Here is a 24,032-nt window from a genome sequence, read left to right as displayed (position 1 = left end):
AGTCCCCGTGGTTAGCCGGGATAGGTATAGGCGGTCTTCACCGTCGTGTAGAACTCGCGGGCATAGGAGCCCTGCTCGCGGGCACCGTAGCTCGAACCCTTCCGGCCGCCGAACGGCACGTGATAGTCGACGCCGGCGGTCGGCAGATTGACCATCACCATGCCGGACTCGCTGTTGCGCTTGTAATGCGATGCGTATTTCAGGCTCGTGGTGCAGATGCCGGAAGCAAGGCCGAACTCGGTGTCGTTCGAGATCGCCAGTGCCTCCTCGTAGTTCTTGGCGCGAATGACGGTAGCCACTGGCCCGAAGATTTCTTCGCGCGCAATACGCATGTTGTTGTTGGCTTCCGTGAACAGCGCGGGCTGCAGGTAGTAGCCGGGCGTCTCGCGCTTGAGCAGCTCGCCGCCCCAGGCGAGCTTGGCGCCCTCGTCCTGGCCGATCTTGATGTAGCGCAGGTCCTGGTCGAGCTGGCTCTGGTCGACCACGGGGCCGATATGCACGCCGGCCTTGAGCGCGTCGTCCACCGAGAGGCCCTTCAGCCGCTCCGCCACCGCCGCGACGAAGCGGTCATGGATGCCTTCGGTGACGATCAGACGGGACGAGGCGGTGCAGCGCTGGCCGGTGGAGAAATAGGCGCCGTTGACGGCGACCTCGACGGCGGTCTTGAGGTCGGCGTCGTCGAGCACGACCAGCGGATTCTTGCCGCCCATCTCGAGCTGGAACTTCTTCATCGGGTTCGACAGCACGCAGGCCTGCGCGATCTTGCGTCCTGTTTGCACCGAGCCGGTGAAGGAGATCGCGGCGACATCCGGGTGCTCGAGCAGGGTCTGGCCGACCACCGAGCCGGAGCCGATCAACAGGTTGAACACGCCGGCGGGAATGCCGGAACGGGTGATGATCTCGGACAGCGCATGCGCCGAGCCCGGCACCAGCTCAGCCGGCTTGAACACCACGGTGTTGCCGTAGCAGAGCGCCGGGGCGATCTTCCAGGCCGGGATCGCGATCGGGAAATTCCAGGGCGTGATCATGCCGACGACACCGACCGGCTCGCGGGTGAGCTCGACGTCGAGGCCGGGACGCACCGAGGCGCCCTTCTCGCCGATCAGGCGCAGTGCTTCGCCGGCGAAGAACGCAAAAATCTGGCCGGCGCGGGCGACCTCGCCGATACCCTCCGGCAGCGTCTTGCCTTCCTCGCGGGCGAGCAGGCGGCCGAGCTCTTCCTTGCGGGCGATGATTTCGAGAGAAATCTTGTTCAGCGCGTCATAGCGCACCTGCGGCGTTGACTGCGCCCAGGCGGGGAAGGCGGCCTTGGCGGCTGCGATCGCCTTCTCGGTCTGCGCCTTGTCGGCCTTGGCGTATTCGCCGACGAGGTCGTTGGTGTTGGAGGGATTGATGTTCTTGGTGACGCCGGAGCCGTCGACCCATTCGCCGCCGATGAAGTTCTTCAGGATAGCAGTCATGTTGTCCTCCTTATTTTAGAAGCATGATCCTTATCGGAAAACCGGTGTCCACTTTTCCGGGATCATGCCTGAGTTCTTAACGCACGAGGCAAGGACGCTTGTCGTCGAAGGTCCAGCCGGGGATCAGGTCCTGCATGGCAATAGCGTCATCACGGGCGCCGAGTCCATGCTGCTTGTAGAGGTCATGCGCGGCGTCGATGGCGGCCCTGTCGATTTCGATACCCAGGCCCGGCCGTTCCGGCACCGATATCTTGCCGCCCTTGATCTGGAGCGGCTCTTTGGTCAGCGCCTGGCCGTCCTGCCAGATCCAGTGGGTGTCGATCGCGGTAACCTTGCCGGGAGCAGCGGCGCCGACATGGGTGAACATGGCGAGCGAAATGTCGAAATGGTTGTTGGAGTGCGAGCCCCAGGTCAGGCCGTTGTCACGGCAGGTCTGGGCCACGCGGACCGAGCCTTGCATGGTCCAGAAATGGGGGTCGGCCAGCGGAATGTCCACCGCGCCGAGACGCAATGCATGAGAGAGCTGCCGCCAGTCGGTGGCGATCATGTTGGTCGCGGTCGGCAGGCCAGTTGCGCGGCGGAACTCGGCCATGATCTCACGGCCGGAAAAGCCGCCTTCGGCGCCGCAGGGGTCCTCGGCATAGGCGAGGATGCCGTGCATGTCCTTGCAGAGGCTGACAGCCTCGTCGAGCGACCATGCGCCGTTCGGATCCAGGGTCACGCGCGCGTTCGGAAAGCGCCTGGCGATCGCGGTGACGGCCTCGATCTCCTGCTCGCCGCGGAGCACGCCGCCCTTCAGCTTGAAATCGGCGAAGCCGTAATGGTCGTGGGTGGCTTCCGCGAGCCGCACCACGGTTTCCGGCGTCATCGCCTCCTGATGACGGAGGTTGAACCATTCGGGCTTGCCGGTCTCGCCGCTGACATAGTCGAGCCTCGACTTGCTGATGTCGCCGATGAAGAAGAGATAGCCCAGTGTCTCGACGCTCTCGCGCTGCTGGCCCTCGCCGAGCAGCGCGGCGACAGGCAGGTTGAGATGCTGACCGAGCAAATCGAGCAGCGCGGACTCCACGGCCGTGACGGCGTGGATCATGACGCGGAGATCAAAAGTCTGCTTGCCGCGGCCGCCGGCATCGCGGTCGGCGAAGGCGGCGCGGATGTCGGCGAGGATGTTGTTCATCGCGCCGACGGTCTTGCCGATCACGAGATCACGGGCGTCCTGGAGCGTCTGCCAGATCTTCTGCCCGCCCGGCACCTCGCCGACGCCGGTGTGACCGGCATTGTCGGTGAGGATGACGATGTTGCGGGTGAAGAACGGTGCATGCGCGCCGCTCAGATTGAGGAGCATGCTGTCGCGGCCGGCGACCGGGATCACCTGCATCGCTGTGACGACCGGTGCGCCGGCGACTGACGCGCCGGCGACTGACGCGCCGGAGATATTGGTCTCGGTCATCGCGCGCTCCTCCCTGTTGTCGTCTGTTATTCTGCCGCCTGTTGTGACGATCGGATGGCGGGCAGATTTTTCACCAGCGCGGCCACTTCCGCGATCTCCTGCTCGGTGAGATCGGTGAGCGGCGGGCGGACCGGGCCGGAATCGCGGCCGATCACCTTCATGCCGGCCTTGATGATCGAGACCGCGTAACCCTTCTTGCGGTTGCGGATCGCGATCAGCGGCAGGATGAAGTCCTTCAGGCCGGCGTGGATCGTCGCGTGGTCGCGCTTGCGCACGGCGGCGTAGAAGTTGGTGGCGAATTCCGGAACGAAGTTGAACACGGCCGAGGAGTAGGTGGTCACGCCCATGTCGAGATAGGGCAGCGCGAACGTCTCCGCGGTCGGCAGGCCGCCGATATAGGTGAGGCGGTCGCCGAGCTTGGTATAGACGCGGGTCATCAGCTCGATGTCGCCGATGCCGTCCTTGTAGCCGACGAGGTTCGGGCAGCGCTCCGCAAGGCGGGCGAGCGTATCGGGCTGGAGGATGGCGTTGTCGCGGTTGTAGACGATGACGCCGATCTTCACGGAGGCGCAGATCGCTTCCACGTGGGCAGCAAGGCCGTCCTGCTCGGCATGGGTGAGATAGGGCGGCAGCAGCAACAGGCCGTCGGCGCCGGCCTTCTCGGCGCCGATCGCGATCTCGCGCGCGGTGGCGGTGCCGTAGCCGGTGCCGGCGAGCACGGGGACGCGGCCCTTGGTCTCGTCCACGGCGATCTTGACGACCTGCGGAACCTCGGCCGCCGTCAGCGAGAAGAACTCGCCGGTGCCGCCGGCGGCGAACAGGCCGGCAACGTCATAGCCGCACAGCCAGTCCATGTTGGCGCGGTAGGTCGCCTCATCGAAGGAGTAATCCGCCTTGAACGGCGTGACGGGGAAGGACAGGAGGCCGGATCCGATCTTCTGGGCCATTTCCTGCGGGGTCATCTTGCTCATGGGCGCTGCTCCCTTGTCTCGTGTTGTGGAGGACGCAAATCCTGCGCGTCCATGCGCCGTGGTTTAGGAGACCGTTCGATGCGGGTCCAAGCCAAAGCCTATATCGACCGATGCGAAATCAGCATCAATCTTCCATCACCCCCGCCGAGGACAATTCGCTCGCGATTTTGACGAGCGCCGAGAGCAGCGGATTTTCGTCGTCGCGCCGCCAGACCATGAACAGCTCGACGGGGACGCGTGTGCGCAGCTTCAGCGGCCGCAGGCGGACATCCGCGATCTTCAGGCTCGCCGCCGCCGCCGGCACGATCGCAAGGCCGAGGCCGGCGCGCACCATGGCGAGAATCGAGTGGATCTGGCTCAGGTGCTGGACATAGCGCGGCAGGATGTCGGCGCGGGTGAACAGCGCCACCAGCACGTCGTGAAAGTAGCGGCTCTCATAGGGCGAGTACATCACGAAGGGCTGGTCGTCGAAATCCTTGATCGTGACGCTCTCGGCATTCGCAAGCGGATGCTTTTTCGGGATCGCGGCGAGCAGGGGCTCGGCGACGACGCGGCGGCTGGCCACTTCGGGGCGCGCGATTGGCGGCCGCAACAGGCCGGCGTCGATCTGGCCGGAGCTGAGCGCCTCGAACTGGTCGCCTGACACCATCTCCTTCAGCGAGAAATCGACCTCGGGCAGCTTGGCGCGGCAGGCGGCGACGAGCTCGGGGAGGAAGCCGTAGGCGGCGGCCGCGGTGAAGCCGATCTTCAGCGAGCCGGTCTTGCCGAGCGCGATGCGGCGGGCGACCTGCGAGGCGCTTTCCGCAAGCTTCAGGATGCGCCGCGCCTCCGGCAGGAAGCTGCGCCCGGCAGGCGTCAGGCGCACCGAGCGGCTGGTGCGCTCCAGCAGCGGCGCGTCGATGATGTGCTCGAGCACCTGAATCTGCCGGGACAGCGGCGGCTGGGTCATGTTCAGCCGCGCCGCGGCGCGGCCGAAATGCAATTCCTCCGCCACCGTGACGAAACAGCGGAGCTGGTTGAGGTCGAACATCGATACATGCCTTAGATGGATAAGGCGTTTCCCCGGCGCTTCTAGCATCGATTATCCCCAAAACAAAGACGGCGGCTGTGAAGCCGCCGTTAAGTTGCCTGGTCAAGCTCCCGTGGGAGCCCTCAGGAGGAACGTTTGAGCACCACGCGCTCGATCTTGCCCACGACCACGAGATAGGCGAATGCGGCCACCAGCGCATTGGCGCCGACGAATATCAGCGCGCCGTTGAATGAGCCGGTCGCGGCCAGGATGTAGCCGATCACGATCGGGGTGCTGATCGAGGAGAGATTGCCGAAGGTGTTGAAGAGGCCGCCCGAGACGCCGCCGGCTTCCTTCGGCGAGGTGTCGGAGACGACCGCCCAGCCAAGCGCGCCGATGCCCTTGCCGAAGAAGGCGAGTGCCATGAAGCCGACCACCAGCGCCTGGCCGTCGACATAATTGCAGGCGATGATCGACATCGACAGCAGCATGCCGCCGACGATCGGGATTTTGCGCGCCATGGTCAGCGAGCCCGTCTTGCGCAGGATGGCGTCGGAGATGACGCCGCCGAGCACGCCGCCGATGAAGCCGCACAGCGCCGGCAGCGTCGCGACGAAGCCGGCTTGCAGGATCGACAGGCCGCGTTCCTTGACGAGGTAGACCGGGAACCAGGTCAGGAAGAAATAGGTCAGGGTGTTGATGCAGTATTGGCCGAGATAGACGCCGAGCATCATGCGGTTGGAGAGCAGCTGGCGGATGTGATCCCAACCGGGGCCGGAAGCCGCTGCGCGCTCATGCTTCAGATCGTCTTTGGGCGCGTCGAGATCAACCAGCGCGCCGCCTTCCTTGATGTAGTCGAACTCGGCCTCGTTGATGCCGGGATGCTCCTTCGGACCGTAGATGGTCTTGATCCAGACCAGACCCATCACGACCCCGAGCGCGCCCATCACGAAGAACACGTAGCGCCAGCCGTAGTCATGCGCGATCCAGCCCATCAGCGGCGCGAAGATCACGGTCGCGAAATACTGTCCGGAATTGAAGAACGCCGATGCGGTGCCGCGCTCATTGCCGGGAAACCAGGCCGCAACGATGCGGGCGTTGGCGGGGAAAGACGGCGCTTCGGCGATACCGACGAGGAAGCGCAGGCCGAACAGCACGACGATCGCGGTGCCGGCGCTGAAGAAGCCGACCCAGCCTTGCATCGTCGTGAACAGCGACCAGACGATGATGCTGAAGGCATAGACGAGGCGCGAGCCGTAGCGGTCGAGCAGCCAGCCGCCCGGCACCTGGGCGATCACATAGGACCAGCCGAAGGCCGAGAAGATGTAGCCCATGGCGACGGGATCGAGATGCAGTTCCTTGGAGAGCGCGGGGCCCGCGATCGACAGCGTGGCGCGGTCGGCATAGTTGACGGTCGTGACCAGGAACAACATGGTCACGATGAACAGCCTGACGCGAGACCTCCTCACGTCCGCTGCGGACACCACTGCGCTCATTACGCGCCTCCTTAGAACTCGAAATGTTTCCTCACTGCGACTCCTAGAGGCGCGCGCGGCAAGGTGTCCAAGTTCAAGGGGGTATCGATCGATGCTGTTTTTGGATTGATGGAACGGCAGGTGCCACGCGCTCCAATGTCATTCCCCGCGACCCGGCTACGCCAAGGCTTCGCCGGGGTTCAGGTCCAGGGGCGCCGAAGCTTTAGCGAAGGCGGCAAGCGGGGAATCCAGTACGCCGCGACGTCTCGATTCAATCACGTCTTTCACGGCGTACTGGATCGCCCGGTCAAGCCGGGCGATGACGGGTGTGGAGAGGGCTCGCTCTCGCTGCTACTGCTGCGCGCTTGGCAGCAGCTGTGGCAGCAGTCCGCGCGTCACGCCCGGCGGGACGGCGTCCAGACCAAGCACTGCGCTCGCGGCCGGCAGTGCTGCATCCGCCATTGCGGCGTGGCCCTCGGCCGATGGATGCACGGCGCCGCCATAGACGGCGGAGAGCACGCCCCAGGTCGCGTCGTGAATGTCGGTCGGCTGGCTCGCCGCCGGCAGGCCTTGCGGATAGGTCATCGCGGCGAAGTAGCTGTCATTGGCGTCGCGGATCCAGCGCGCGCGCGGCAAATAGGCGCGGAATTCGGAGGCGCCGCGGCCGCACAGCATCGGCTGGCTCGCCGCGCTCACGATATCAGGATTGAAGCTCTGGCCGTTCTCGGCAAAGCAGGTGCGGTCGAATTCGGGATCGTTGCCCGAGTGCGCGCAGAAGCCGTGATCGGCGAACGCTGCCTGATGCGAATCCACGAAGGTCATGCGATCGGCCTCGGGATCGCGGCACAACGCGCCGCGGGTGCAGGTGGCGAGCCCCTTCAGTTGCGGCAGAAATTCGGTGTCGACGAAGGTCGAGACGCGGGCGAGGCGCTGCGGATCGGCGTTGAAGGACGGATGGATGTCGAAGCCGGCGCGGCCGCCGCGACAGGGCACGCCGCCATCGGCGAGCGCCGGGTTGGCGTAGGACACATAGACCACGTGCGAGAGGTCGCCGCCGACCAGCGGCTTCAGCGCCTCGCGCAGCTTGACGAAATTTCGCGGCAGCTCGCGCGCCAGCGCGTCGCGGGAATCGTCGACGCTCGCCATCACGCCGGAGCGGCGGAACAGCGCGCGCTCGGTCGCGGTCTCGACGATGACGTCGGCGACGAGGCCGGAGAAGTAGACGTCGTTGGCGCCGACCGAGAGCAGCACGAGGTCGAGCGTGCGGTCGGGCTGGCGCTTCTTCGCCTCGGTGAGCGCTTCGCGCAGCTCGGCGACCTGCGCGTTCACGCTGGTGTTGCAGACGCCGGTCTTGCCGGGCGGGCATTCGCGGGCGCGCTGCGAGCCGAGCAGCCCGTCGCTGATGCTGGCGCCGGTGCAAGCGAGCGGCAGAAAGGTCACCGCGACGTGAGTGTAGCGCACCGCGAGCGCCAGCGCGGTGCGGGCCTGGTAGCTGTAGAGCGAGCGGTGGCAGGGCGAGTTGAACCAGAGCGCGCTGTAGCGCTGCCAGTTGGCGAGCGTATCCGGCGCCTCGCAGGCGCGGCCGCCCTTGAAGCCGCCGCGGCTCGGCCGGTAGTACTGCGCGCCGGCCGTGCCGAGATAGGAGCGGAAGCAAAATCCTTCGTCCGACAGCGGCAGCGGCCGGTCTGGATTGCCTTCGCCGGAGGCGATGCTGTCCCCCAAGCCGGCGACGAAGATGTCGCGGACCTGGATCTCGGTCTGGACGCGCTGGGTCGGATCGGAGCCTGAGGAGACGTCGACGGTTGCGACCGTCTGCTTGCCGTAGCGGACCCGCAGATTGACCGGCTCGGCGCAGTCGAAGGTCGATTGTTGCGACCCGTCGCCGTCGTCGAACGACCAGGCGCAGGTGGCCCCGACCGGCACCGCGCCGGCGAGGCGCGCGGTGACGGGGTGGTCAACCGGAGTGATGTAGTTTTCCTTGACGTTGTCGCGGGTGCAGGGCTGGTTGACCCGGCCCTGGAGGTCGATGCAGAGGCGGTTGACCATGTTGCGGGCCCAGCCGCGGCCCTCGCTCTGCAGCTCCAGCGATTGCTCGGCGGCGAGAATGCTGCGGTTACGCGCGTTCTCGACATGGAGCAGGAAGTCGCGCTCCTCGCGGAACAGCCGGAAGCGGTTGCGCACCTCCCAACTGATCTGCATGGCGCCCGCGTCCTGCGCGGCCGCCCGCTCCAGCGGCAAGGCGGTGAGGAGCCCGGCGAGCAGCAGGGCGCCAGCGAGGAAACGGCGAAGGGATACAGGGATCATGGCCCGCGTCTTCAACGGCAAAGTTGAGGCGGAAATAAGAGAGGAACTGCTCTCCCCGCCTGCAACCTTGGTCTGACGGTTTTGCGGGCCCCCGTCTAGCGTTTGCTGGCCTGGCGAAGCGACCGCTCGCGCTCCATCGCTGCCACCTGCTTGGGCAGGTTGGGCAGGTTGGCCTGCGCGCAGGCCTCCGCCAGCCGCCGGCGCTCCTGCCAGGGCTCCACCACATTCATCCAGAGCTCGCGTGCGCCCATGATGGAGATGGCCAGACCGAACGGGATCACGAAATAGAGGATGCGGAAGACGAGGAGCGTCGCCAGAAGCTGTTCGCGGCCGAATTCGGGCAGCGCCACCAGCATGGCGGCGTCGAACACGCCGAGCGAGCCGGGCGCGTGGCTGGCAAAGCCGAGCAGCGTTGCCAGGATGAACACCACGGCGAGCGAGAGGAAGTCGATCTGCGGATTGGCCGGCACCAGAAGGTACATCGCCAGCGCGCAGAAGCCGAGATCGACCACGCCGATCAGGATCTGCACCAGCGTCAGCGGCGCCGACGGCAGCACCACCTTCCAGCCCTTCTGGCCGAGCTCGCGGCGCTTCTCGCCCAGGCAGAGCCAGACCAGATAGGCGCCGATCGAGGCGAGGCCGCCGAGCGCGATCAGCCGGTTGATCGACGAGGGGAGCTGATCCATGTAGGAGGCGGCGGCGGGGTGGATGACCATGCCGATCGAGAGCACGAAGATGTTACCAAGCCAGAAGGTCAGGCCCGACAGGAAGCAGATCTTTGCGACGTCGATCGCGTTCAGCCCGTAATCCGAATAGATCCGGAAGCGGATCGCCCCGCCGGTAAAAACCGTAGCGCCGATATTGTGGCCGATCGAATAGGACGTGAAGCTGGAGAGTGCTGCGATGCGATAGGGCACGTGCTTCTTGCCGATCGTTCGCAGTGCAAAAAAGTCGTAGAAGGTCAGCGTACAGAACGCGAAGAAGACGCAGATCGCCGCCAGCCCGATATTGCTGCGGGGAATCTCGGTTAACGCGGTCAGGATGACACCGGTATCGATGCCCTTGAGGGTCCGCACCAGCGTGGTGATCGCAAAGGCGATGATGAAGAGGCTCGCGGCAACGCCGAGCCGTCGCCAGCCGATCCATCTTTTGAAGCCGCGTTTCAGCGCGGTCAGCAGTCCGTGCATTCATCCTCCCGGCGGGGGCAAGACCGATCAGGCCAGACATTGGCCGGTCGGGTACGATCAAGGCCAAAGCTCGACGTCGATTGCTAGGCATGATGTAGCTCATTTAAGGCAAAAACAGTGACTTGTGCAGCCCTTGACAACGATAGGTTCTGCGCTGGAGCGGCCATTTTGTCATACGCGGTTCACATCGGACGCGCGTTAAGCATATGAGTCGTGGATCGGCCGGGTCCGTATGTTGACATGGTTTCAGATCCTGCACGGCCGGCATTGTTCCAGCGCAAGGGACGCGGGCTTTTTTGGAACGACGATCCCGTGCGCTCGTTAGCGCCCCATCAACAATCGAACATGGCGGAATATGCGGCTTCTCCTGCAAGCCGATGCCTCCGTGTTCCCAAAACCGAGAGGATCGGACCGATGGGACTGTTCACAAAAGACATCAAGACCATGAACGACCTGTTCGTGCATCAGCTCCAGGACATCTATTACGCCGAGCAGCAGCTCACCAAGGCGCTGCCGAAAATGGCAGATAAGGCGACCGATCCGCAGCTGAAGCAGGGCTTTTTGACGCACCTCGAAGAAACCAGGCAGCACGTCAAGCGCCTCGAGGAAGTGTTCAAGATGCACGGTGTGCAGGTGAAGGCGGTCGACTGCCCCGCGATCGACGGCATCATCGAGGAAGCCGACGAGACCGCCGGCGAAGTCGCCGACAAGGCGGTGCTCGATGCAGCCTTGATCAACGCGGCACAGGCCGCCGAACATTACGAGATCGTGCGCTATGGCAGCCTGATCGCCTGGGCCAAGCAGCTCGGCCGCACCGACTGCGCCAGCGTGCTCGCCAAGACGCTGGAAGAAGAGAAGGCAACCGACAAGAAGCTGACCACACTCGCCGAGAGCAAGGTGAACCTGCGCGCGGCGAGCTAAGACGAAATACGCGGTCAGGAGACGCCGTGCACCTTGCACGGTGTCTCCTTTTGCGACGCCGCCTATTCGTCCTGGTATTTCAAGCCGAACTCCAGGGCAACTACCGCAAAGGTCGCAATCGTCGCGGCAAAGACGAGGCTCGCCACGGTCGAGTTGATCAGGGTCGAGAGGAGGCCGATTCCGATCACCGGAAGCGCGTTACCGAGAAAGCAGCAGATGAAGTAGGCCGAGACCACTTCGGCGCGACGATCATCCGGCGCGATCTGGTTCACCACCTGCAGGCTGCCGCGATAGCCGAGGCCCGTTGCGACCCCGCAGGTCGCGGTCGCTGCGATCATGGCGCCGAGCGATCCGGCGAACTGTGCGGTTACTAGCAGGACGAGGCTCGGCAACATGAGGCCGAGCGACCACAGCATTGCGGTGCGGCTCGACAGTGACCGGGTCAAGGCGATGATGAGCGCAACGGCAGCCGCAAGCTCAAGGAAGATCGCGCCGGCGACAGCGTGGCTGGCGACATGCAGTTCGTTGACGAGGACGCTCGGCGCGAGCGCGGCGAAAAAAGCAACGAGGGCCATGGCACCGAAACCGGTGACGGCGGGCGCCACGAACCGGGGTCGGATCGACAACGGAACGCTGGCGCGCGGCCGGATCGACAGGTGGGCGAACGCGCTCAGCGGTCGATCCACTGTCTCGTGCGCGAAGGCGAGAAGTGCCACGACCGCGACCAGCACCGCGAGATAGGCGATGAATGGCGTTCGCAGCGGAAATGCGACATACTCGGCAAGCAGGCCGGCGATCAACGCCCCGAGGCCGAGGCCGGTGAAGTTCGCGATCGTCGCGATCACGGTGGCGCGGGAACGGTCCTGTTCAGCTATCAGTTCCGCAAGCCATGCAGTGCCTGTTCCGGCGCCAATCCCGATCGCGAGGCCGCTCAGCACCCGCGCCGCGTACAGCGAAGCGAGCCCGTGTGCAAACAGGAACACGAACGAGCCCAAGATCGCGATGCCAATGGCAATGACCGCCGTGCGCCGCCGTCCCACCACGTCCGACATCCCGCCAAGTACCAGAAGTGCGACCAGGTTTCCGACGACGTAGACGGCATAGATCAGGGTCAAGGTGATCTGGGAGAAGCCCAATTGCTGTTTGTAGATGACGTAGAGCGGGGTTGCGACCGTGCTGCCCGCGAACAGCGCGCCGATCATGCAGCCGACGGCAACGATGGTTGCGGACTTGCCGAATTCAGATCGCGTGCCTGACGGAACCGAGGTGTTGCCAACTCTTGCCATGGAGATCGCTGCCTTGAAGAAGAAATGGATAGGTCAACACGAAGCTGTCTCGCGCTGTTCCCATGCTTCCGTTCGGACCGGGCTTGCATGGAGGGCAGGGCGCGCAGCTTTGACGCTGTCCGCAAGGATTATGATTTTCGCGCGATGACGTTTCGATCGCAATCGAATCATGATGGCGCGCATCGCGCGTAGAGTTCGCGTGGGGCTGCGATCGAGGTGCAGCATGCGAGCCGATACACTCAAATACGAATCCTTCGACAACGCCAAAGGCGCACCGCGCGCCTCGTCGCGTCTTGCGACATCCCTCACGCTCGCCGCGATGAGTCTCGGCTATGGCGTGGTGCAGCTCGACGTCACCATCGTCAACACCGCGCTCGATGCGATGGGCAGGACGCTCGGCGGCGGCGTCGCCGAGCTGCAATGGGTGGTCAACGCCTACACCATTGCGTTTGCCGCCTTCATCCTGACGGCCGGCGCGCTCGGTGACCGGATCGGGGCCAAGCGCGTCTTCATGGCGGGGTTCGCCATCTTCACCGCGGCCTCGCTCGCCTGCGCATTGTCGCCCAATGCGGCCGTGCTGATCGCAGCGCGGCTGGCCCAGGGGCTGGCGGCGGCGATCCTGGTGCCGAACTCTCTTGCGCTGCTCAATCATGCCTATCCGGATGACCGCGAGCGCGGCCGCGCCGTCGCGATCTGGGCCGCCGGTGCGAGCCTTGCGCTCACTGCCGGCCCCTTCGTCGGCGGCGGGCTGATCACGCTGGTCGGCTGGCGTGCGATCTTCCTGGTCAATCTGCCGATCGGGCTGACCGGCCTGTGGCTGAGCTGGCGCTATGCGGCGGAAACCACGCGTGCACGCTCGCGCGAGATCGATCTGCCCGGCCAGCTTGCCGCCATCGGCGCGCTGGGGGCGCTCGCCGGCGCGATCATCGAAGGCGGCGCGCTTGGCTGGGGACATCCAGCCGTGATCGCAGCCTTTGTCACAGCCGCAATTCTCGCCGTGCTCTTCGTCTGGCGCGAGAGCCGCGCGGCGCAGCCGATGCTGCCGCTGTCGCTGTTCGGCCACCGGCTGTTCGCGCTGACCTCGCTCGTCGGCCTGCTCGTCAACATCGCGATCTACGGCCTGATCTTCGTGCTCAGCCTGTATTTCCAGAGGATCAACCGGCTGTCGGCGTGGTGGACCGGTCTCGCCTTCGTGCCGATGATGGGGGCGGTGCTGCCGGTCAATCTGCTGGCGCCGCGCCTCGCCGAGCGTATCGGTCCGTGCCCGACCATCGTCGCCGGCGCCTGCGTCTCGGCGCTCGGTTGCCTCGGCCTGCTCTGGATCGAAGCCGGCACGAGCTATTGGGCGATCTTTGCGCAGATGATCGCGATCAGCGGCGGACTCGGGCTGCTGGTGCCACCGCTGACCTCGACCTTGCTGGGCAGCGTCGAGAAGGCGCGCTCCGGCATCGCGGCGGGCGTGCTGAACGCGACGCGGCAAACCGGCAGCGTCCTCGGTGTCGCGCTGTTCGGCTCGCTGGTGGCGTCGGAGGGGGCGTTCATGACCGGCCTGCATCTGTCGCTGGTCGTGTCCGCGGCCGTGCTGCTGCTCGCCGCCGCCGTGATCGGCCTCGGCGCGCCGGCGCGCGGATGAACAATCCGAGTGAATGAATACTGCTTCCGTTCACCATCCCCGAAATAGGCGCGGAGCCGGTTACCGACTGTCCATCTCTGTCGGTTCAAATGCGGGTCGATAGGGGCCCGTAATGTATCAAGTTCTCTACTGTCTCACCGGCGAGCACGACTGGCGTCTCGTCGCGCTTGGCGGCGCGGTGTGTCTGCTCGCAAGCGCGGCGGCGATCAGCCTGTTTCACCGGGCGCGCGCGACGCATGGCCCCGGGCGTCTGGTCTGGATCGCCCTGGATGCCGCCGTCAGCGGATGCGGCATCTGGGCGACGCATTTCATCGCAATGCTCGCCTACGGACCGGGCGGCGCCGGCGCCTACAACATCCCGGTGACGATCCTTTCGCTGATCTTCGCGATCTCCGTGACCTTCGTGGGGCTGAGCCTCGCGGTATCCTCCTCGCGCGCGCTGTGGATCGTGCTCGGCGGTGCCATCGTCGGCGCCGGGGTCGCGACGATGCATTACACCGGCATGGCGGCGCTGGAGATGCCAGCACGCGTCGACTGGATCGGAAGCACGGTTGCAGCCTCGGTGCTGTTCGGAGTTGTGTTTGCAGCGCTCGCGCTGTTCGTCGCCGCGCGGCGCGACGACCGCTTCCATGCGCTGACGGCGAGCACCCTGCTGACGGTCGCCATCGTCGCGCATCATTTCACCGCAATGGGCGCGGTTGTGCTGACGCCGGATCCGACGCTCGCGATCAGCGGGTTATCGATCCCGCCGGCCTCGTTGTCCTTCCTTACCGCGGGTGCCGCGGTCGCGATCATCGCGATTGCGCTCGTGGCTGCGCTGCTCGACCGCCGCGCCAAGGGCGAACTGGGCCGCCAGCAGATCGTGCTGGACACCGCGATCGAGAACATGTCGCAGGGACTGTGCATGTTCGACGCGGACGGCAAGATCATCCTGTTCAACGAGCGCTATGCCGCGATTTTCGGCCGTACCGAGATACTGCTCAACGGCCGCCTGCTGGTCGACGTGCTGCGGGAGGAACAGGCCAAGGGCCAGTGGCAGGGCGATGCGGATGAATTCTTCGCCCGCCTCGTCGCCGACGCGCGCGAGAACCGTACCACGACCGACGTCGTGACGAGGTTCGGCCGGTCCATCCGGGTCGTCAACCAGCCGATGCAGGGCGGCGGCTGGGTCGCGACCTTCGAGGACATCACCGAATGGCTGGAGGCCCAGGCCAAGATCTCGCACATGGCCCGCCATGACGCGCTGACCAGCCTGCCGAACCGCGTGCTGTTTCACGAGCAGCTCGTGCAGGGACTGCGCCGGACTAGGTCGGGCGAACAGCTCGCGGTGCTTTGTCTCGATCTCGATCACTTCAAGGACATCAACGACTCGCTCGGCCATCCCATCGGCGATGCGCTGCTCAAGGAGGTCGGCCGCAGGCTGAAGGCCACCGTCGGCGAGAGCGACACCGTGGCGCGGCTCGGCGGCGACGAGTTCGCCGTGGTCCAGATCGGACGTTCCGAGGAAACCGCGGCAAGATCCCTTGCCGGCCGCCTCGTCGAGGTGATCTCGGCGCCTTACGAGATCGACGACCATCAGATCGTCATCGGCGTCTCGATCGGCATCTCGCTGTCGCCGCAGGACGGCAGCAATCCCGACGAATTGTTGAAGAACGCCGATCTCGCATTGTACCGCGCCAAGGCGGACGGCCGCGGCACATATCGGTTCTTCGAGACCGGCATGGATGCGCGCGCGCAGGCGCGGCGCCTGCTGGAGATGGACCTGCGCGCGGCGCTGCAACGCGACGAGTTCGAGCCGTACTATCAGCCCATCCGCGACGTCGCCAGCGGTCGCGTCGTCGCCTTCGAGGCGCTGCTGCGCTGGAACCATCCGCAGCGCGGCCTGATTGCACCCATCAACTTCATTCCGCTGGCCGAGGAGACCGGACTGATCATCCAGCTCGGCGAGTTCGTGCTGCGTTCCGCCTGCGCCGACGCGGCCACCTGGCCCGACGATGTCGACGTCGCCGTCAACCTGTCGCCCGTGCAGTTCAAGAATCCGAACCTGATCGCATCCGTGACCGAGGCGCTGGTCGCTTCCGGATTGGACGCGCGTCGCCTCGAGCTCGAGATCACCGAATCCGTGCTGCTCCAGAACAGCGAGGCAACGCTGACCACGCTGCATGACCTCCGCGCCATGGGCGTGCGCATCTCGCTCGACGATTTCGGCACCGGCTATTCGTCGCTGAGTTATCTGCGCAGCTTCCCCTTCGACAAGATCAAGATCGACCGCTCCTTCGTGTCGGAGCTCGCGACGCGCGAGGATTCCATGGCGATCATCCGCGCCGTGACCGGGCTGGGACGGAGCCTCGGCATCGTCACCACGGCCGAGGGGGTCGAGAACGATGCGCAGCTCGAGCTGCTCCGGCGCGAGGGTTGCACCCAGGTGCAGGGCTATCTGTTCAGCAGGCCGCGCCCCGCCTCCGATGTCGCGATCATGCTGGGCCGGCCGCAGCTGCGCGCGTCGGCGTGATGTCTATTGTTTGAGCATGATCTTGTCGGAAAACCGCTTCGCACTTTTCCGGATCATGCTTTAGCCGCGGCGCAGTGCGAAATGCGCGCCGCAGAACGCCATCACGGCACCGAGGCCCAGCGCGGCAAGCCCGGCCAGCACGCCCGAGACCGTCGGGACCGGGCTCGGCGCCGAGGCCACCTGGCCCGCACCCGCCAGCAGCAGCACGCCGATCGCGATCAGGAATTGCCGCATCCGTTGCGGGATATGGCCGGAGGCGGCGCTCTGCATCAATGTCGCCGTGAAATAGCCGCCGGAGAAGCCGACGCTGGCGATCAGCCACCACGCGATCGCCGCGCCCGCCGGTATGAACTCATGCGTGTCGGAGTGCCAGAGGCCGCCGAGGTCGAGCCCGTAGCGCGCGCCCAGCATGTGCACGGCGAGCGCCAGCAGCACGCCGGAGATCACGGCGGCGCCGAGAATCAGGCGGCGCGGAAAAAAAATCGTCTCAGCCATGTCTCGCTTGTAGGATGGGGCAGGGCGATCGCGCAAGCGGATCGCAGACTGGATCGCGCGGATTGGATTGAATGTGAAGATGCAGGATTCGGGAGCTGAGGCGGCTGCGGGTGCGAGCTATGCCTACAAGGCGTCGCTGATCGGCTCGGCGCATCGCTTCGAGCTGACGGACGAGGGGTTGTCCTGGCACATCTCGGGACGCACTTCGCTGTGGCGTTATAACGAGATCTCGGCGATCCGGCTGTCGTTTCGGCCGGTGTCGATGCAGCAGCACCGCTTTCGCGCCGACGTCAGCCATACCGGTGGCGGCCGCATCGCGATCCTGTCGACGAGCTGGCAGACCGCGGCCCTGATGGCGCCGCAGGACAATGGCTTTCGCAATTTCATCGTCGAATTGCACGCACGGATGGCGCAGGCCGGCAGCCGCGCCGAATTGACCGCAGGCCTTGGCCGCAGGACCTATGCCGCGGTGCTGGCGTTTCTGGCGGTGCTGACCGTGGCGATGACCGGGCTCCTGATCCGCGCGCTGCTGATCGGCGAGTTCGCCGGCGTGCTGTTCATCATCGGCTTTGCCGCGCTGTTCGCCTGGCAGGTCGGCGGCTTCGTGCGCCGTAACCAGCCGCGGAGCTACAGCTTCGATCACGTGCCGCGAGCCTTGCTGCCTTAGGTGCAATCGGCCGCAATCAAATGTGACTTCGCGCCGTTGCGCCGGTGTTGCACCGTGCGGCCATGTCAGTCCTGGACCGCAGCATGCGCCTGCCTACGGCAGATGAGATTGCCAGGATCAACCGCACGCATCTGATCGATACACCACTCCGGCCGGCCGACATCTTGTTCATGTTCGGCACCCGTGAGGACGTTGCGCTACGCGTCGAGACCGCCGCGAGGCTGTGGCGCGAGGGCCTTTTCCGGCGGTCGATTGTCAGCGGTGGCGTGACGCCGGGCTCGGAGCAATCCGAGTGCAGCATCATCAGGGCGGCGATGACCGCGGCGGGCATGCCGGCCGACCGCATTCTCGAGGAGCATCGTGCGATGAACACCGGCGAGAACGTGATCTTCTCGCTTCCGATCATCGATGCTGCGCTTGGACTGCAGAATATCCGCAGCGTGATCTGCCTCGGCAACACCTGGACCGCGCGCCGCTACCCAATGACGCTGCACCGGCACTGGCCGGAGGTTGAGAAGATGCTGCTCACCGTCGACAGCTTTGCGACGCCACGCGGGCTCTGGCACACGGATGCCGAATTTCGCCGTCGTGTCCTGCACGAATGGGACAAGATCGAGCCGTACAAGGCAAGGGGCTTCATCGCGGAATGGCCGGAGGCCTGAGCAGCCAGCGGCTAGATTTTTGTTTTGACGCGTTTCTTCACGCCAACCGGTCTCCACCTCGCGCGAAAACGCGCTCGCTACTCCGTCGAGTCAAAATCCTCTTCCTTGGTGCCGAGCAGCGACACGATCGTGCGCAGGCCGGAATCGAGCTGCTCGAACGAGGGCGGGGCGAGCGCGAGCCGCACCGCATTCGGTGCATGGCCATGCGCGATCGCGAAGGTCGAGGACGGCGTCAGCGCGATGCCGCGCCGGGCTGCGGCGGCGACGAAGGTCTGCGAGCGCCAGTGTGCCGGCAGCGTCAGCCAGAGGTGATAGGCGCGGGGATCGGCGGCGAGCTGGTAGCCGGCCAGCAGCCTTGCCGCGGTCTGCTGGCGGCGCGCGGCGTCGATGCGTTTCAGCCGCGTCAGCTCGGCGACGGTGCCGTCGGCCATCAGCCGCTGTCCGGACGCCAGCGCATGGCCGGATGCGATCCAGCCGCCGGTGCGGACCGCGCTCATGACGCTCTCGCGCAATTGCGGCGGCGCGACCAGGATGCCGAGTGCGAGGCCCGGCGCGACCTTCTTGGACAGGCTGTCGATCACGATGCAGCGGTCCGGCCCGAGTGCCGCAAGCGGCGTGTCGTCGGCCAGGAAGCCGTAGACGGCGTCCTCGATGATGGTGAGGTCGAGCTTCTCGGCGACGCGCATGATGTCGGCGCGCCGTGTCGCGTTCATGGTGACGCCGAGCGGGTTCTGGATGATGGGCTGGAGATACAGCGCCGACAGATGTGCCTCGCGATGCGCCTTCTGGATGGCGTCGGGGCGCGCGCCAAATTCGTCGATCGGAATCGGGACCAGCGTCACGCCGAGCCGCGCGGCGATGCTCTTGACGTACGGATAGGTCAGCGCCTCGACGCCGCAGCGGCCGCCGGTGGGGACGAGGGCTGCGAGGGCTGCCGCGAGCGACTGCTTGCCGTTGGCGGTGAAGACGATCTGCTCGGCCTGCGGCGCAAAATCCTTGCGCGCGAGATAGGCGGCGGCTGCATTGCGTGCACTCTTGGTGCCGATGCTGGTGGAGACGCGCAGCGCGGATTCAAGCGCGTCGACGCGCTCGAGTCCCGCAAGGCTCTTGGCGATCATCGCCCATTGCTGCGGCAGCAGCGGGTAATTGACCTCGAAATCGATCCGCGCGTCGCGCGGCTCGCTCAGCGCCTCGACCTCGCGCCTGATGTCGCCTGAGATGAAGGTGCCGCGGCCGACCTCGCCGACGACGAGGCCACGGCGGAGCAACTCCGTATAAACCCGGCTCGCGGTCGAGACCGCGATGCCACGGTCATAGGCAAAATTGCGCTGCGGCGGCAGCCGGTCGCCGGGCCTTAACGTGCCGTTAGAGATATCCGAGGCAATGGCATCGGCAAGCTTCACGTACTCGAACTTGGACATTATTGCACCGAGAGCAATGTTTTACTTGCTCCGAGCAGTGTACTGAAGCATTTAAGTTCCATCAAGGTCCACGATTGAGCCGAGGAGAGCGAGAGCAATCCGACGGCAAAATGAGGTGCAGGCGCTCGGGCGCTTGCGCCAACGGCATCCGCTTCGCCGCGTGGACAACAGGCCGGAGAAGGACAATGACCACGATCTCGCAGACTGCTGCCGGGCGGAGTTTACGCTCATCCTCGTCGGACGGATTTTTCCGCAAGCTGGCCAACGGCGCCTATGCGCTGTTCGACCGCCTGGAGCGCCGCTCCGCCATCAAGACGCTGAACGAGCTCGATGACCACGCCTTGCGCGACATCGGGATCACGCGCAGCCAGATCGAGGACGCGGTCTACGGTCAGGCCAAAGCAGAGCTGACGCGGTATTTGTAGCCGCTTTCGCTCTTGTCCCGGACGCGCTGCAGCGTTCTTACGCTGCTGCGCGGAGCCGGGACCCAGGGTGCCACGGCACTCGCTGACGCGTGGGCCCCGGCTCTGCAGCGCACCGCTGAAGTAGCGCTGCGCTGCGTCCGGGGCACGAGACCGTTGTTCATCGATAGACATAGCTGTTCATCCTCGCGGCTTGTTTCGCCCGAGCTTTGCTCGTCGCCTTGCCCTCTCATGAAAGAAGGCGCAGGGAAGACCGGGTGCCGGCTGGCACCCGCGGTCCACTGTGCGAAGGTTGCGCTACAAAAATCTGCACAGCGGCATACAGGTGAAGCCAAACAACCGGCCTTCCCTGCGCAGCGGTTTTACGGCTTATGCCGTGCTCTCCCCGGGGAGCGATGCACTATTGCCCCCGTCGCCTCACGGATGGCTGATGTGCGGACCCGGTCGGGCCGCGACATCACCGCAAGACTTGGCGCACAGACCCCGGGCGCCAGGACCACACGATTTTGCCGTACGCAGACCGCACCGGTCGTGTGCGCGATGTCTTCGCTCACGGTTGCCCGCCCTGCGAAGCCGTTCGCGCCGGTGTGGCCCAGCGTCCGCCGCCGTCCGGCCCGCGTTCGTGACGATCGCGATACGCCCCTCTTCCTTGGGCCGGGTTGCGGCGACACATACGCCGTTTCCGAATTTCGGTAAAGTGGAATATTTTCAGCGGCACGGATTGACCCAGTGCTCGCGTGTTTTGCCCGACAGGCAACGCCATATCTTGTAGCCCGGATGAGCGAAGCGACATCCGGGATTCGCGGCGCGAGTGGTCCCGGGTATCGCTCGCTCACCCAGGCTACGAGCTGCGCTCGCAATGACGGTGCAACGCTCAGTGCCTGACCACCAGCACCGAGCATTTTGCGTAGCGCACGACATGCCCGGCATTGGAGCCGAGGAAATAGGTGCGCATCGCCGGCCGGTGCGAGGTCATCACGATCAGCTCGGCCTTCATGTGCACGGCTTCCTCCAGGATCTCGTGGTAGATGCCGCCCTGGCGCACCACGCTGGAGATGCGAGAAGGCTCGATGCCGGATTCGCGTGCGACGATGGCGAGGGCTTCTTCCGAGGTCTGGCGCTGCTGTTCGTCGAAATCCGCCGGCACGTATTCGGCCAGCATCACTGGCGTCATCGGCAGCACGTTGAGCAGGCGCACCACGCCGTTCCAGGTCTGCGACAGCGTTGCCGCGGTCGCGATCGCCGGCTTGGCCAGATCGGTGTCGGCGAGGTCGATGGGCACGAGGATGGACTTGAACATCTGCGCCTCCAATCTTCCGGTCAGGAAGTCTTGTGACCAGGCTGGATCAACCGGTCGAGACGGCGCGCCCCGCGCGTCTCATTGCGATCGAAGCAGCCTGGGGCTGACGAACAGCACCAGTTTGCCGCGGCGGTAGGCCACGTCACCCCAATCCATGACGTCAAAGTCGAAGATCGCAAGCCCTGAGGTGGGCAGATTGTCGGCGATCGCCCTGGCTCCGGCCGGATCGCCGCCCCCCGTCAGCATCAAGGCGACCTCATGGAGGCCCGGATTGTGGCCGACCAGCAGCAACTGCTTCGGGTCGGCCGGGACGGTTGCAGTGCGAATGGTCTCCAGGATCTGCGCGGAATCGGCGCCGTAGAGTTCCGGCAGGACCTCGACCTTCGGCGCTGCGACGCGGCCCTTCATCGCCTCCCAGGCGATGTCCCAGGTCTGCCGGGCCCGGACGGCATGCGACACCAGCACGGTCTCGGGGAAGGGCGGACGGGCGGCGATCCAGTCGCCGATCTGCGCAGCATCCCGGCGGCCGCGGTCGTCGAGACGGCGATCCTTGTCACGGCCGCTCGGCGCGTTGGTCTCGGTCTTGGCGTGACGCAGCAGCAGCAAACGGCGCATGGCATTCTCGAATCGTTACGCGTCCAGGATAATGTACAGGCGCCGGTTGAGGACAAGGTGACAAGCGACCGTTCAGTCCTTTAAGGAAACGACATGAGCGAGACTTTCACAAGCGTGTCCCAGGAAGAAGCCGGCTTCCGCGACCGCACGCGGCTGTCGTTCGACCTCGATGCCGACATCTGCGTCATCGGGGCAGGGCTTGCCGGGCTCTCCATCGCGCTGGAGGCGGCCCGGCTCGGCGCCAGCGTCGCGGTGCTCGAGGGCCGCCATATCGGCTGGAACGCCTCGGGCAACCAGCTCGGCACCGTGATGCCGGGCTTCGCCCTGCCGCTCACCGACCTGATCGAGCGCATCGGCTTCGAGGACGCGCGGGAATTGTGGACGCTGTCGAAGGAGGGCGCCGAGTTCGTCCGGGCCAACGCCACGGAAGCGAACATGCCGGGGATCGGCCCGAGCGACGGCGTGCTGGAGGTCTCCAACGTCGATGCCGGCGACCGGCTGATCAGCCGGTTGCAGATGCTCACCGAGGATTTCGACACCGAGGTCGAGGGCTGGCAGGCCGATCGCGTCCGCGAGGTGCTCAAGACCGATCACTACTTCCATGGCGTGTATTATCCGAGAGCGTTCCAGGTCGACGGCCGCAAATATGTGCACGGCCTCGCGGCGCTGGCGCGACGGGCGGGAGCGCGCATTTTCGAGGATACGCCGGTCGTCAGCATCGATCATTCCGGCATCCGCAAGCGCATCGTCACGCCCTCGGCGCGGCTGCGCGCCACCCACATCGTGCTCGCCGGCAACATCCATCTCGGTGCGCCCTTGCGGCGCCTGTCGGAAACGCTGCTGCCGGTCTGGCGCTACGCCGGCATCACCGCGCCGCTCGGCGAGCGCGTGCACGAGATCATCGCCTTCAAGGGATCGGTGATGGATTCCGACGGCGTCGACCATTTCCGGATCGTCGACGGCGACCGCCTGATGTGGGAGAGCCCGGAGACCACCTGGGCGGCGCGACCGCAACGCTTTGCGGGCGCCGTCAGGCGGCGGGTCCGTGCCATCTTCCCCCAGCTCGGCAATGTCGAAATCACCGAAACGTTCGGCGGCGTCACCGGCCAGACCGTGCACGGCATGCCGCAGATCGGCCAGTTGCGCAAAGGCCTGTGGGTGGCAAGCGGATTCGGCCGCCAGGGCATGAATACCTCGGCCATGGCCGGGCAGATGATCGCGCGCAGTATCCTGTGGGGCGACGAGCGCTGGCGGCTGTTCTCGCCGTTCGAGCTGGTCTGGGCGGGCGGCGCCACGGGGCGCGTCGCGGGCCAATTGGTCGGGGTCTGGGGCAGGGCGAGTTCCGCCGCCGCAGGCTCGCTTGCCCGCTACCGTGAACGTGCCAGGGTCAAGGACCGGGAACGCGAGGCGCGTCTCGCCGAAGCCAACCGGGCCGCCGGCACCGGTCCGCGCCGTCCGCCGTCAGGCGTCAGGCCGCGGCTTGCCCAGCCGCCGAAAACTGCGGCCGAAGCCGTGGAACCGGCCTCGCACGACGACGGCGTCTCGCAACAGATCCGAGAAAAATCCCGCCCGGAAGTGTAACGTCGGCCGTTAGAGCCCGTATCTCAGGGCGTGGACGCTCCCGCACGGAGAATGAGATGTTTGATCGCCGCATCCTGTTGACGACTGTCGCCGGCCTGTTCGGCCTTGCGGCCTTCCGCTGGCTCAGAGCATCGCCCGCGGAGGCTGGAGAGAAAGCCGCGCAAAAATTCGAGATCGAGAAGACCGATGCCGAGTGGCGTGCCCAGCTCACGCCGCAGCAATATGAGATCCTGCGCAAGGAAGGCACCGAGCGGCCGGGCTCCAGCCCGCTGCTGAAGGAGCACCGCAAGGGCGTCTTCGCCTGCGCCGGCTGCGACCTGCCGCTGTTCGCCTCCGACACCAAATTCGAGAGCGGCACGGGCTGGCCGAGCTTCTACCAGCCGATCGAGGGCAATGTCGGCAAGACCGAGGACCGCACTTTCGGCATGCTCCGCACCGAGGTGCATTGCCGGCGCTGCGGCGGCCATCTCGGTCACGTCTTCGACGACGGTCCGAAGCCGACCGGATTGCGCTACTGCATTGACGGTTTCGGGCTGGTCTTCCATCCCGCGGCGGCGTCGGCGACGTGAGGCTCGTTATCTGACGCGTTTTCTTCATGCGAACCGGTCGCCACTTCGCTCGAAAACGCCATGAGATCCCGGCAATTGTTGCCGGCCCGGCA

Annotated in this window: 20 protein-coding genes; 8 read left to right on the top strand and 12 right to left on the bottom strand. The window is 65.6% G+C overall.

The genetic code is table 11. The annotated features are described in order from the left end of the window. Positions 1-11: 11 nt before the first annotated feature. From QCM77_RS02280 to QCM77_RS02250, 7 genes are all read right to left on the bottom strand, one after another. Positions 12-1,460: an aldehyde dehydrogenase family protein gene (locus tag QCM77_RS02280; protein WP_279681764.1), complete on the bottom strand. Its 1,449-nt coding sequence runs from the start codon at positions 1,458-1,460 to the stop codon at positions 12-14. 76 nt (positions 1,461-1,536) lie between these two features. Continuing rightward, positions 1,537-2,910 carry a glucarate dehydratase gene (gene gudD / locus QCM77_RS02275; RefSeq protein WP_279681762.1) on the bottom strand — a complete coding sequence of 458 codons (1,374 nt, stop codon included), beginning with the start codon at positions 2,908-2,910 and terminating at the stop codon, positions 1,537-1,539. A gap of 26 nt (positions 2,911-2,936) precedes the next feature. Then, on the bottom strand, positions 2,937-3,881 hold the full coding sequence (gene kdgD, locus QCM77_RS02270; protein ID WP_279681760.1) for a 5-dehydro-4-deoxyglucarate dehydratase: 945 nt from the start codon (positions 3,879-3,881) through the stop codon (positions 2,937-2,939). A 124-nt stretch (positions 3,882-4,005) separates the two neighbouring features. Beyond that, a complete protein-coding gene (locus QCM77_RS02265) occupies positions 4,006-4,911 on the bottom strand; it encodes a LysR family transcriptional regulator (RefSeq protein ID WP_279667183.1) in 906 nt (301 codons plus the stop codon). A 122-nt stretch (positions 4,912-5,033) separates the two neighbouring features. Continuing rightward, positions 5,034-6,386, bottom strand: a complete 1,353-nt coding sequence (locus QCM77_RS02260; protein ID WP_279681758.1) for an MFS transporter — start codon at positions 6,384-6,386, stop codon at positions 5,034-5,036. Positions 6,387-6,716: 330 nt separating this feature from the next. Continuing rightward, entirely contained in the window at positions 6,717-8,669 is a 1,953-nt protein-coding gene (locus tag QCM77_RS02255) for an SGNH/GDSL hydrolase family protein (protein WP_279667185.1), read from the bottom strand. Between the two features lie 95 nt (positions 8,670-8,764). Beyond that, complete coding sequence (locus QCM77_RS02250) at positions 8,765-9,856, bottom strand: lysylphosphatidylglycerol synthase transmembrane domain-containing protein (protein WP_279667186.1); 1,092 nt, start codon at positions 9,854-9,856, stop codon at positions 8,765-8,767. A gap of 414 nt (positions 9,857-10,270) precedes the next feature. On the opposite strand from QCM77_RS02250, the gene QCM77_RS02245 reads away from it, so the two are divergent. Beyond that, positions 10,271-10,777 (top strand): YciE/YciF ferroxidase family protein, encoded by a 507-nt coding sequence (locus tag QCM77_RS02245; protein WP_279667187.1) that lies wholly within the window; start codon positions 10,271-10,273, stop codon positions 10,775-10,777. Positions 10,778-10,839: 62 nt separating this feature from the next. Here QCM77_RS02245 and QCM77_RS02240 read toward each other — a convergent pair whose 3' ends face one another. After that, on the bottom strand, positions 10,840-12,063 hold the full coding sequence (locus QCM77_RS02240; protein WP_279667188.1) for an MFS transporter: 1,224 nt from the start codon (positions 12,061-12,063) through the stop codon (positions 10,840-10,842). 223 nt (positions 12,064-12,286) lie between these two features. Here QCM77_RS02240 and QCM77_RS02235 point away from each other — a divergent pair, with 223 nt between their 5' ends. Further along, complete coding sequence (locus QCM77_RS02235) at positions 12,287-13,696, top strand: MFS transporter (RefSeq protein WP_279667189.1); 1,410 nt, start codon at positions 12,287-12,289, stop codon at positions 13,694-13,696. 112 nt (positions 13,697-13,808) lie between these two features. Next, positions 13,809-16,208: a bifunctional diguanylate cyclase/phosphodiesterase gene (locus QCM77_RS02230; RefSeq protein WP_279681756.1), complete on the top strand. Its 2,400-nt coding sequence runs from the start codon at positions 13,809-13,811 to the stop codon at positions 16,206-16,208. 60 nt (positions 16,209-16,268) lie between these two features. Here the strand turns inward: QCM77_RS02230 and QCM77_RS02225 are convergent, their stop codons facing one another. Beyond that, the gene (locus QCM77_RS02225; protein WP_279667191.1) at positions 16,269-16,703 is read right to left on the bottom strand and encodes a hypothetical protein; all 435 of its coding nucleotides are present in this window, start codon (positions 16,701-16,703) and stop codon (positions 16,269-16,271) included. A gap of 79 nt (positions 16,704-16,782) precedes the next feature. Between QCM77_RS02225 and QCM77_RS02220 the strand changes: the two genes are divergently transcribed. After that, entirely contained in the window at positions 16,783-17,370 is a 588-nt protein-coding gene (locus QCM77_RS02220) for a hypothetical protein (protein WP_279682065.1), read from the top strand. 83 nt (positions 17,371-17,453) lie between these two features. After that, positions 17,454-18,032 carry a YdcF family protein gene (locus QCM77_RS02215; protein ID WP_279681754.1) on the top strand — a complete coding sequence of 193 codons (579 nt, stop codon included), beginning with the start codon at positions 17,454-17,456 and terminating at the stop codon, positions 18,030-18,032. 77 nt (positions 18,033-18,109) lie between these two features. Here the strand turns inward: QCM77_RS02215 and QCM77_RS02210 are convergent, their stop codons facing one another. After that, on the bottom strand, positions 18,110-19,453 hold the full coding sequence (locus QCM77_RS02210) for an aminotransferase-like domain-containing protein (RefSeq protein WP_279681752.1): 1,344 nt from the start codon (positions 19,451-19,453) through the stop codon (positions 18,110-18,112). Between the two features lie 185 nt (positions 19,454-19,638). Here QCM77_RS02210 and QCM77_RS02205 point away from each other — a divergent pair, with 185 nt between their 5' ends. Continuing rightward, positions 19,639-19,878, top strand: coding sequence for a DUF1127 domain-containing protein (locus QCM77_RS02205; RefSeq protein ID WP_279667193.1), 240 nt, complete (start codon positions 19,639-19,641; stop codon positions 19,876-19,878). An 871-nt stretch (positions 19,879-20,749) separates the two neighbouring features. On the opposite strand, the gene QCM77_RS02200 is transcribed toward QCM77_RS02205, so the two are convergent. Together QCM77_RS02200 and QCM77_RS02195 are read right to left on the bottom strand one after the other, a co-directional pair. Then, a complete protein-coding gene (locus QCM77_RS02200) occupies positions 20,750-21,175 on the bottom strand; it encodes a universal stress protein (protein WP_279667194.1) in 426 nt (141 codons plus the stop codon). Positions 21,176-21,253: 78 nt separating this feature from the next. Next, on the bottom strand, positions 21,254-21,790 hold the full coding sequence (locus QCM77_RS02195) for a SixA phosphatase family protein (RefSeq protein ID WP_279681750.1): 537 nt from the start codon (positions 21,788-21,790) through the stop codon (positions 21,254-21,256). A 93-nt stretch (positions 21,791-21,883) separates the two neighbouring features. Here QCM77_RS02195 and QCM77_RS02190 point away from each other — a divergent pair, with 93 nt between their 5' ends. Further along, a complete protein-coding gene (locus tag QCM77_RS02190; protein ID WP_279681748.1) occupies positions 21,884-23,371 on the top strand; it encodes an NAD(P)/FAD-dependent oxidoreductase in 1,488 nt (495 codons plus the stop codon). 56 nt (positions 23,372-23,427) lie between these two features. Next, complete coding sequence (gene msrB / locus QCM77_RS02185) at positions 23,428-23,940, top strand: peptide-methionine (R)-S-oxide reductase MsrB (RefSeq protein ID WP_085357245.1); 513 nt, start codon at positions 23,428-23,430, stop codon at positions 23,938-23,940. Positions 23,941-24,032: the final 92 nt, after the last annotated feature.

This window comes from Bradyrhizobium nivariense, assembly GCF_029846695.2.
Lineage (GTDB): Bacteria > Pseudomonadota > Alphaproteobacteria > Rhizobiales > Xanthobacteraceae > Bradyrhizobium.
This window is presented reverse-complemented; position numbering and strand designations above follow the sequence as displayed.

What these genes read in the sequence shown, in the direction of transcription:
- QCM77_RS02280 (WP_279681764.1), bottom strand. Translation starts at nt 1,460, where the DNA reads ATGACTGCTATCCTGAAGAACTTCATCGGCGGCGAATGGGTCGACGGC.
- gudD (WP_279681762.1), bottom strand. Translation starts at nt 2,910, where the DNA reads ATGACCGAGACCAATATCTCCGGCGCGTCAGTCGCCGGCGCGTCAGTC.
- kdgD (WP_279681760.1), bottom strand. Translation starts at nt 3,881, where the DNA reads ATGAGCAAGATGACCCCGCAGGAAATGGCCCAGAAGATCGGATCCGGC.
- QCM77_RS02265 (WP_279667183.1), bottom strand. Translation starts at nt 4,911, where the DNA reads ATGTTCGACCTCAACCAGCTCCGCTGTTTCGTCACGGTGGCGGAGGAA.
- QCM77_RS02260 (WP_279681758.1), bottom strand. Translation starts at nt 6,386, where the DNA reads ATGAGCGCAGTGGTGTCCGCAGCGGACGTGAGGAGGTCTCGCGTCAGG.
- QCM77_RS02255 (WP_279667185.1), bottom strand. Translation starts at nt 8,669, where the DNA reads ATGATCCCTGTATCCCTTCGCCGTTTCCTCGCTGGCGCCCTGCTGCTC.
- QCM77_RS02250 (WP_279667186.1), bottom strand. Translation starts at nt 9,856, where the DNA reads ATGCACGGACTGCTGACCGCGCTGAAACGCGGCTTCAAAAGATGGATC.
- QCM77_RS02245 (WP_279667187.1), top strand. Translation starts at nt 10,271, where the DNA reads ATGGGACTGTTCACAAAAGACATCAAGACCATGAACGACCTGTTCGTG.
- QCM77_RS02240 (WP_279667188.1), bottom strand. Translation starts at nt 12,063, where the DNA reads ATGGCAAGAGTTGGCAACACCTCGGTTCCGTCAGGCACGCGATCTGAA.
- QCM77_RS02235 (WP_279667189.1), top strand. Translation starts at nt 12,287, where the DNA reads ATGCGAGCCGATACACTCAAATACGAATCCTTCGACAACGCCAAAGGC.
- QCM77_RS02230 (WP_279681756.1), top strand. Translation starts at nt 13,809, where the DNA reads ATGTATCAAGTTCTCTACTGTCTCACCGGCGAGCACGACTGGCGTCTC.
- QCM77_RS02225 (WP_279667191.1), bottom strand. Translation starts at nt 16,703, where the DNA reads ATGGCTGAGACGATTTTTTTTCCGCGCCGCCTGATTCTCGGCGCCGCC.
- QCM77_RS02220 (WP_279682065.1), top strand. Translation starts at nt 16,783, where the DNA reads ATGCAGGATTCGGGAGCTGAGGCGGCTGCGGGTGCGAGCTATGCCTAC.
- QCM77_RS02215 (WP_279681754.1), top strand. Translation starts at nt 17,454, where the DNA reads ATGCGCCTGCCTACGGCAGATGAGATTGCCAGGATCAACCGCACGCAT.
- QCM77_RS02210 (WP_279681752.1), bottom strand. Translation starts at nt 19,453, where the DNA reads ATGTCCAAGTTCGAGTACGTGAAGCTTGCCGATGCCATTGCCTCGGAT.
- QCM77_RS02205 (WP_279667193.1), top strand. Translation starts at nt 19,639, where the DNA reads ATGACCACGATCTCGCAGACTGCTGCCGGGCGGAGTTTACGCTCATCC.
- QCM77_RS02200 (WP_279667194.1), bottom strand. Translation starts at nt 21,175, where the DNA reads ATGTTCAAGTCCATCCTCGTGCCCATCGACCTCGCCGACACCGATCTG.
- QCM77_RS02195 (WP_279681750.1), bottom strand. Translation starts at nt 21,790, where the DNA reads ATGCGCCGTTTGCTGCTGCTGCGTCACGCCAAGACCGAGACCAACGCG.
- QCM77_RS02190 (WP_279681748.1), top strand. Translation starts at nt 21,884, where the DNA reads ATGAGCGAGACTTTCACAAGCGTGTCCCAGGAAGAAGCCGGCTTCCGC.
- msrB (WP_085357245.1), top strand. Translation starts at nt 23,428, where the DNA reads ATGTTTGATCGCCGCATCCTGTTGACGACTGTCGCCGGCCTGTTCGGC.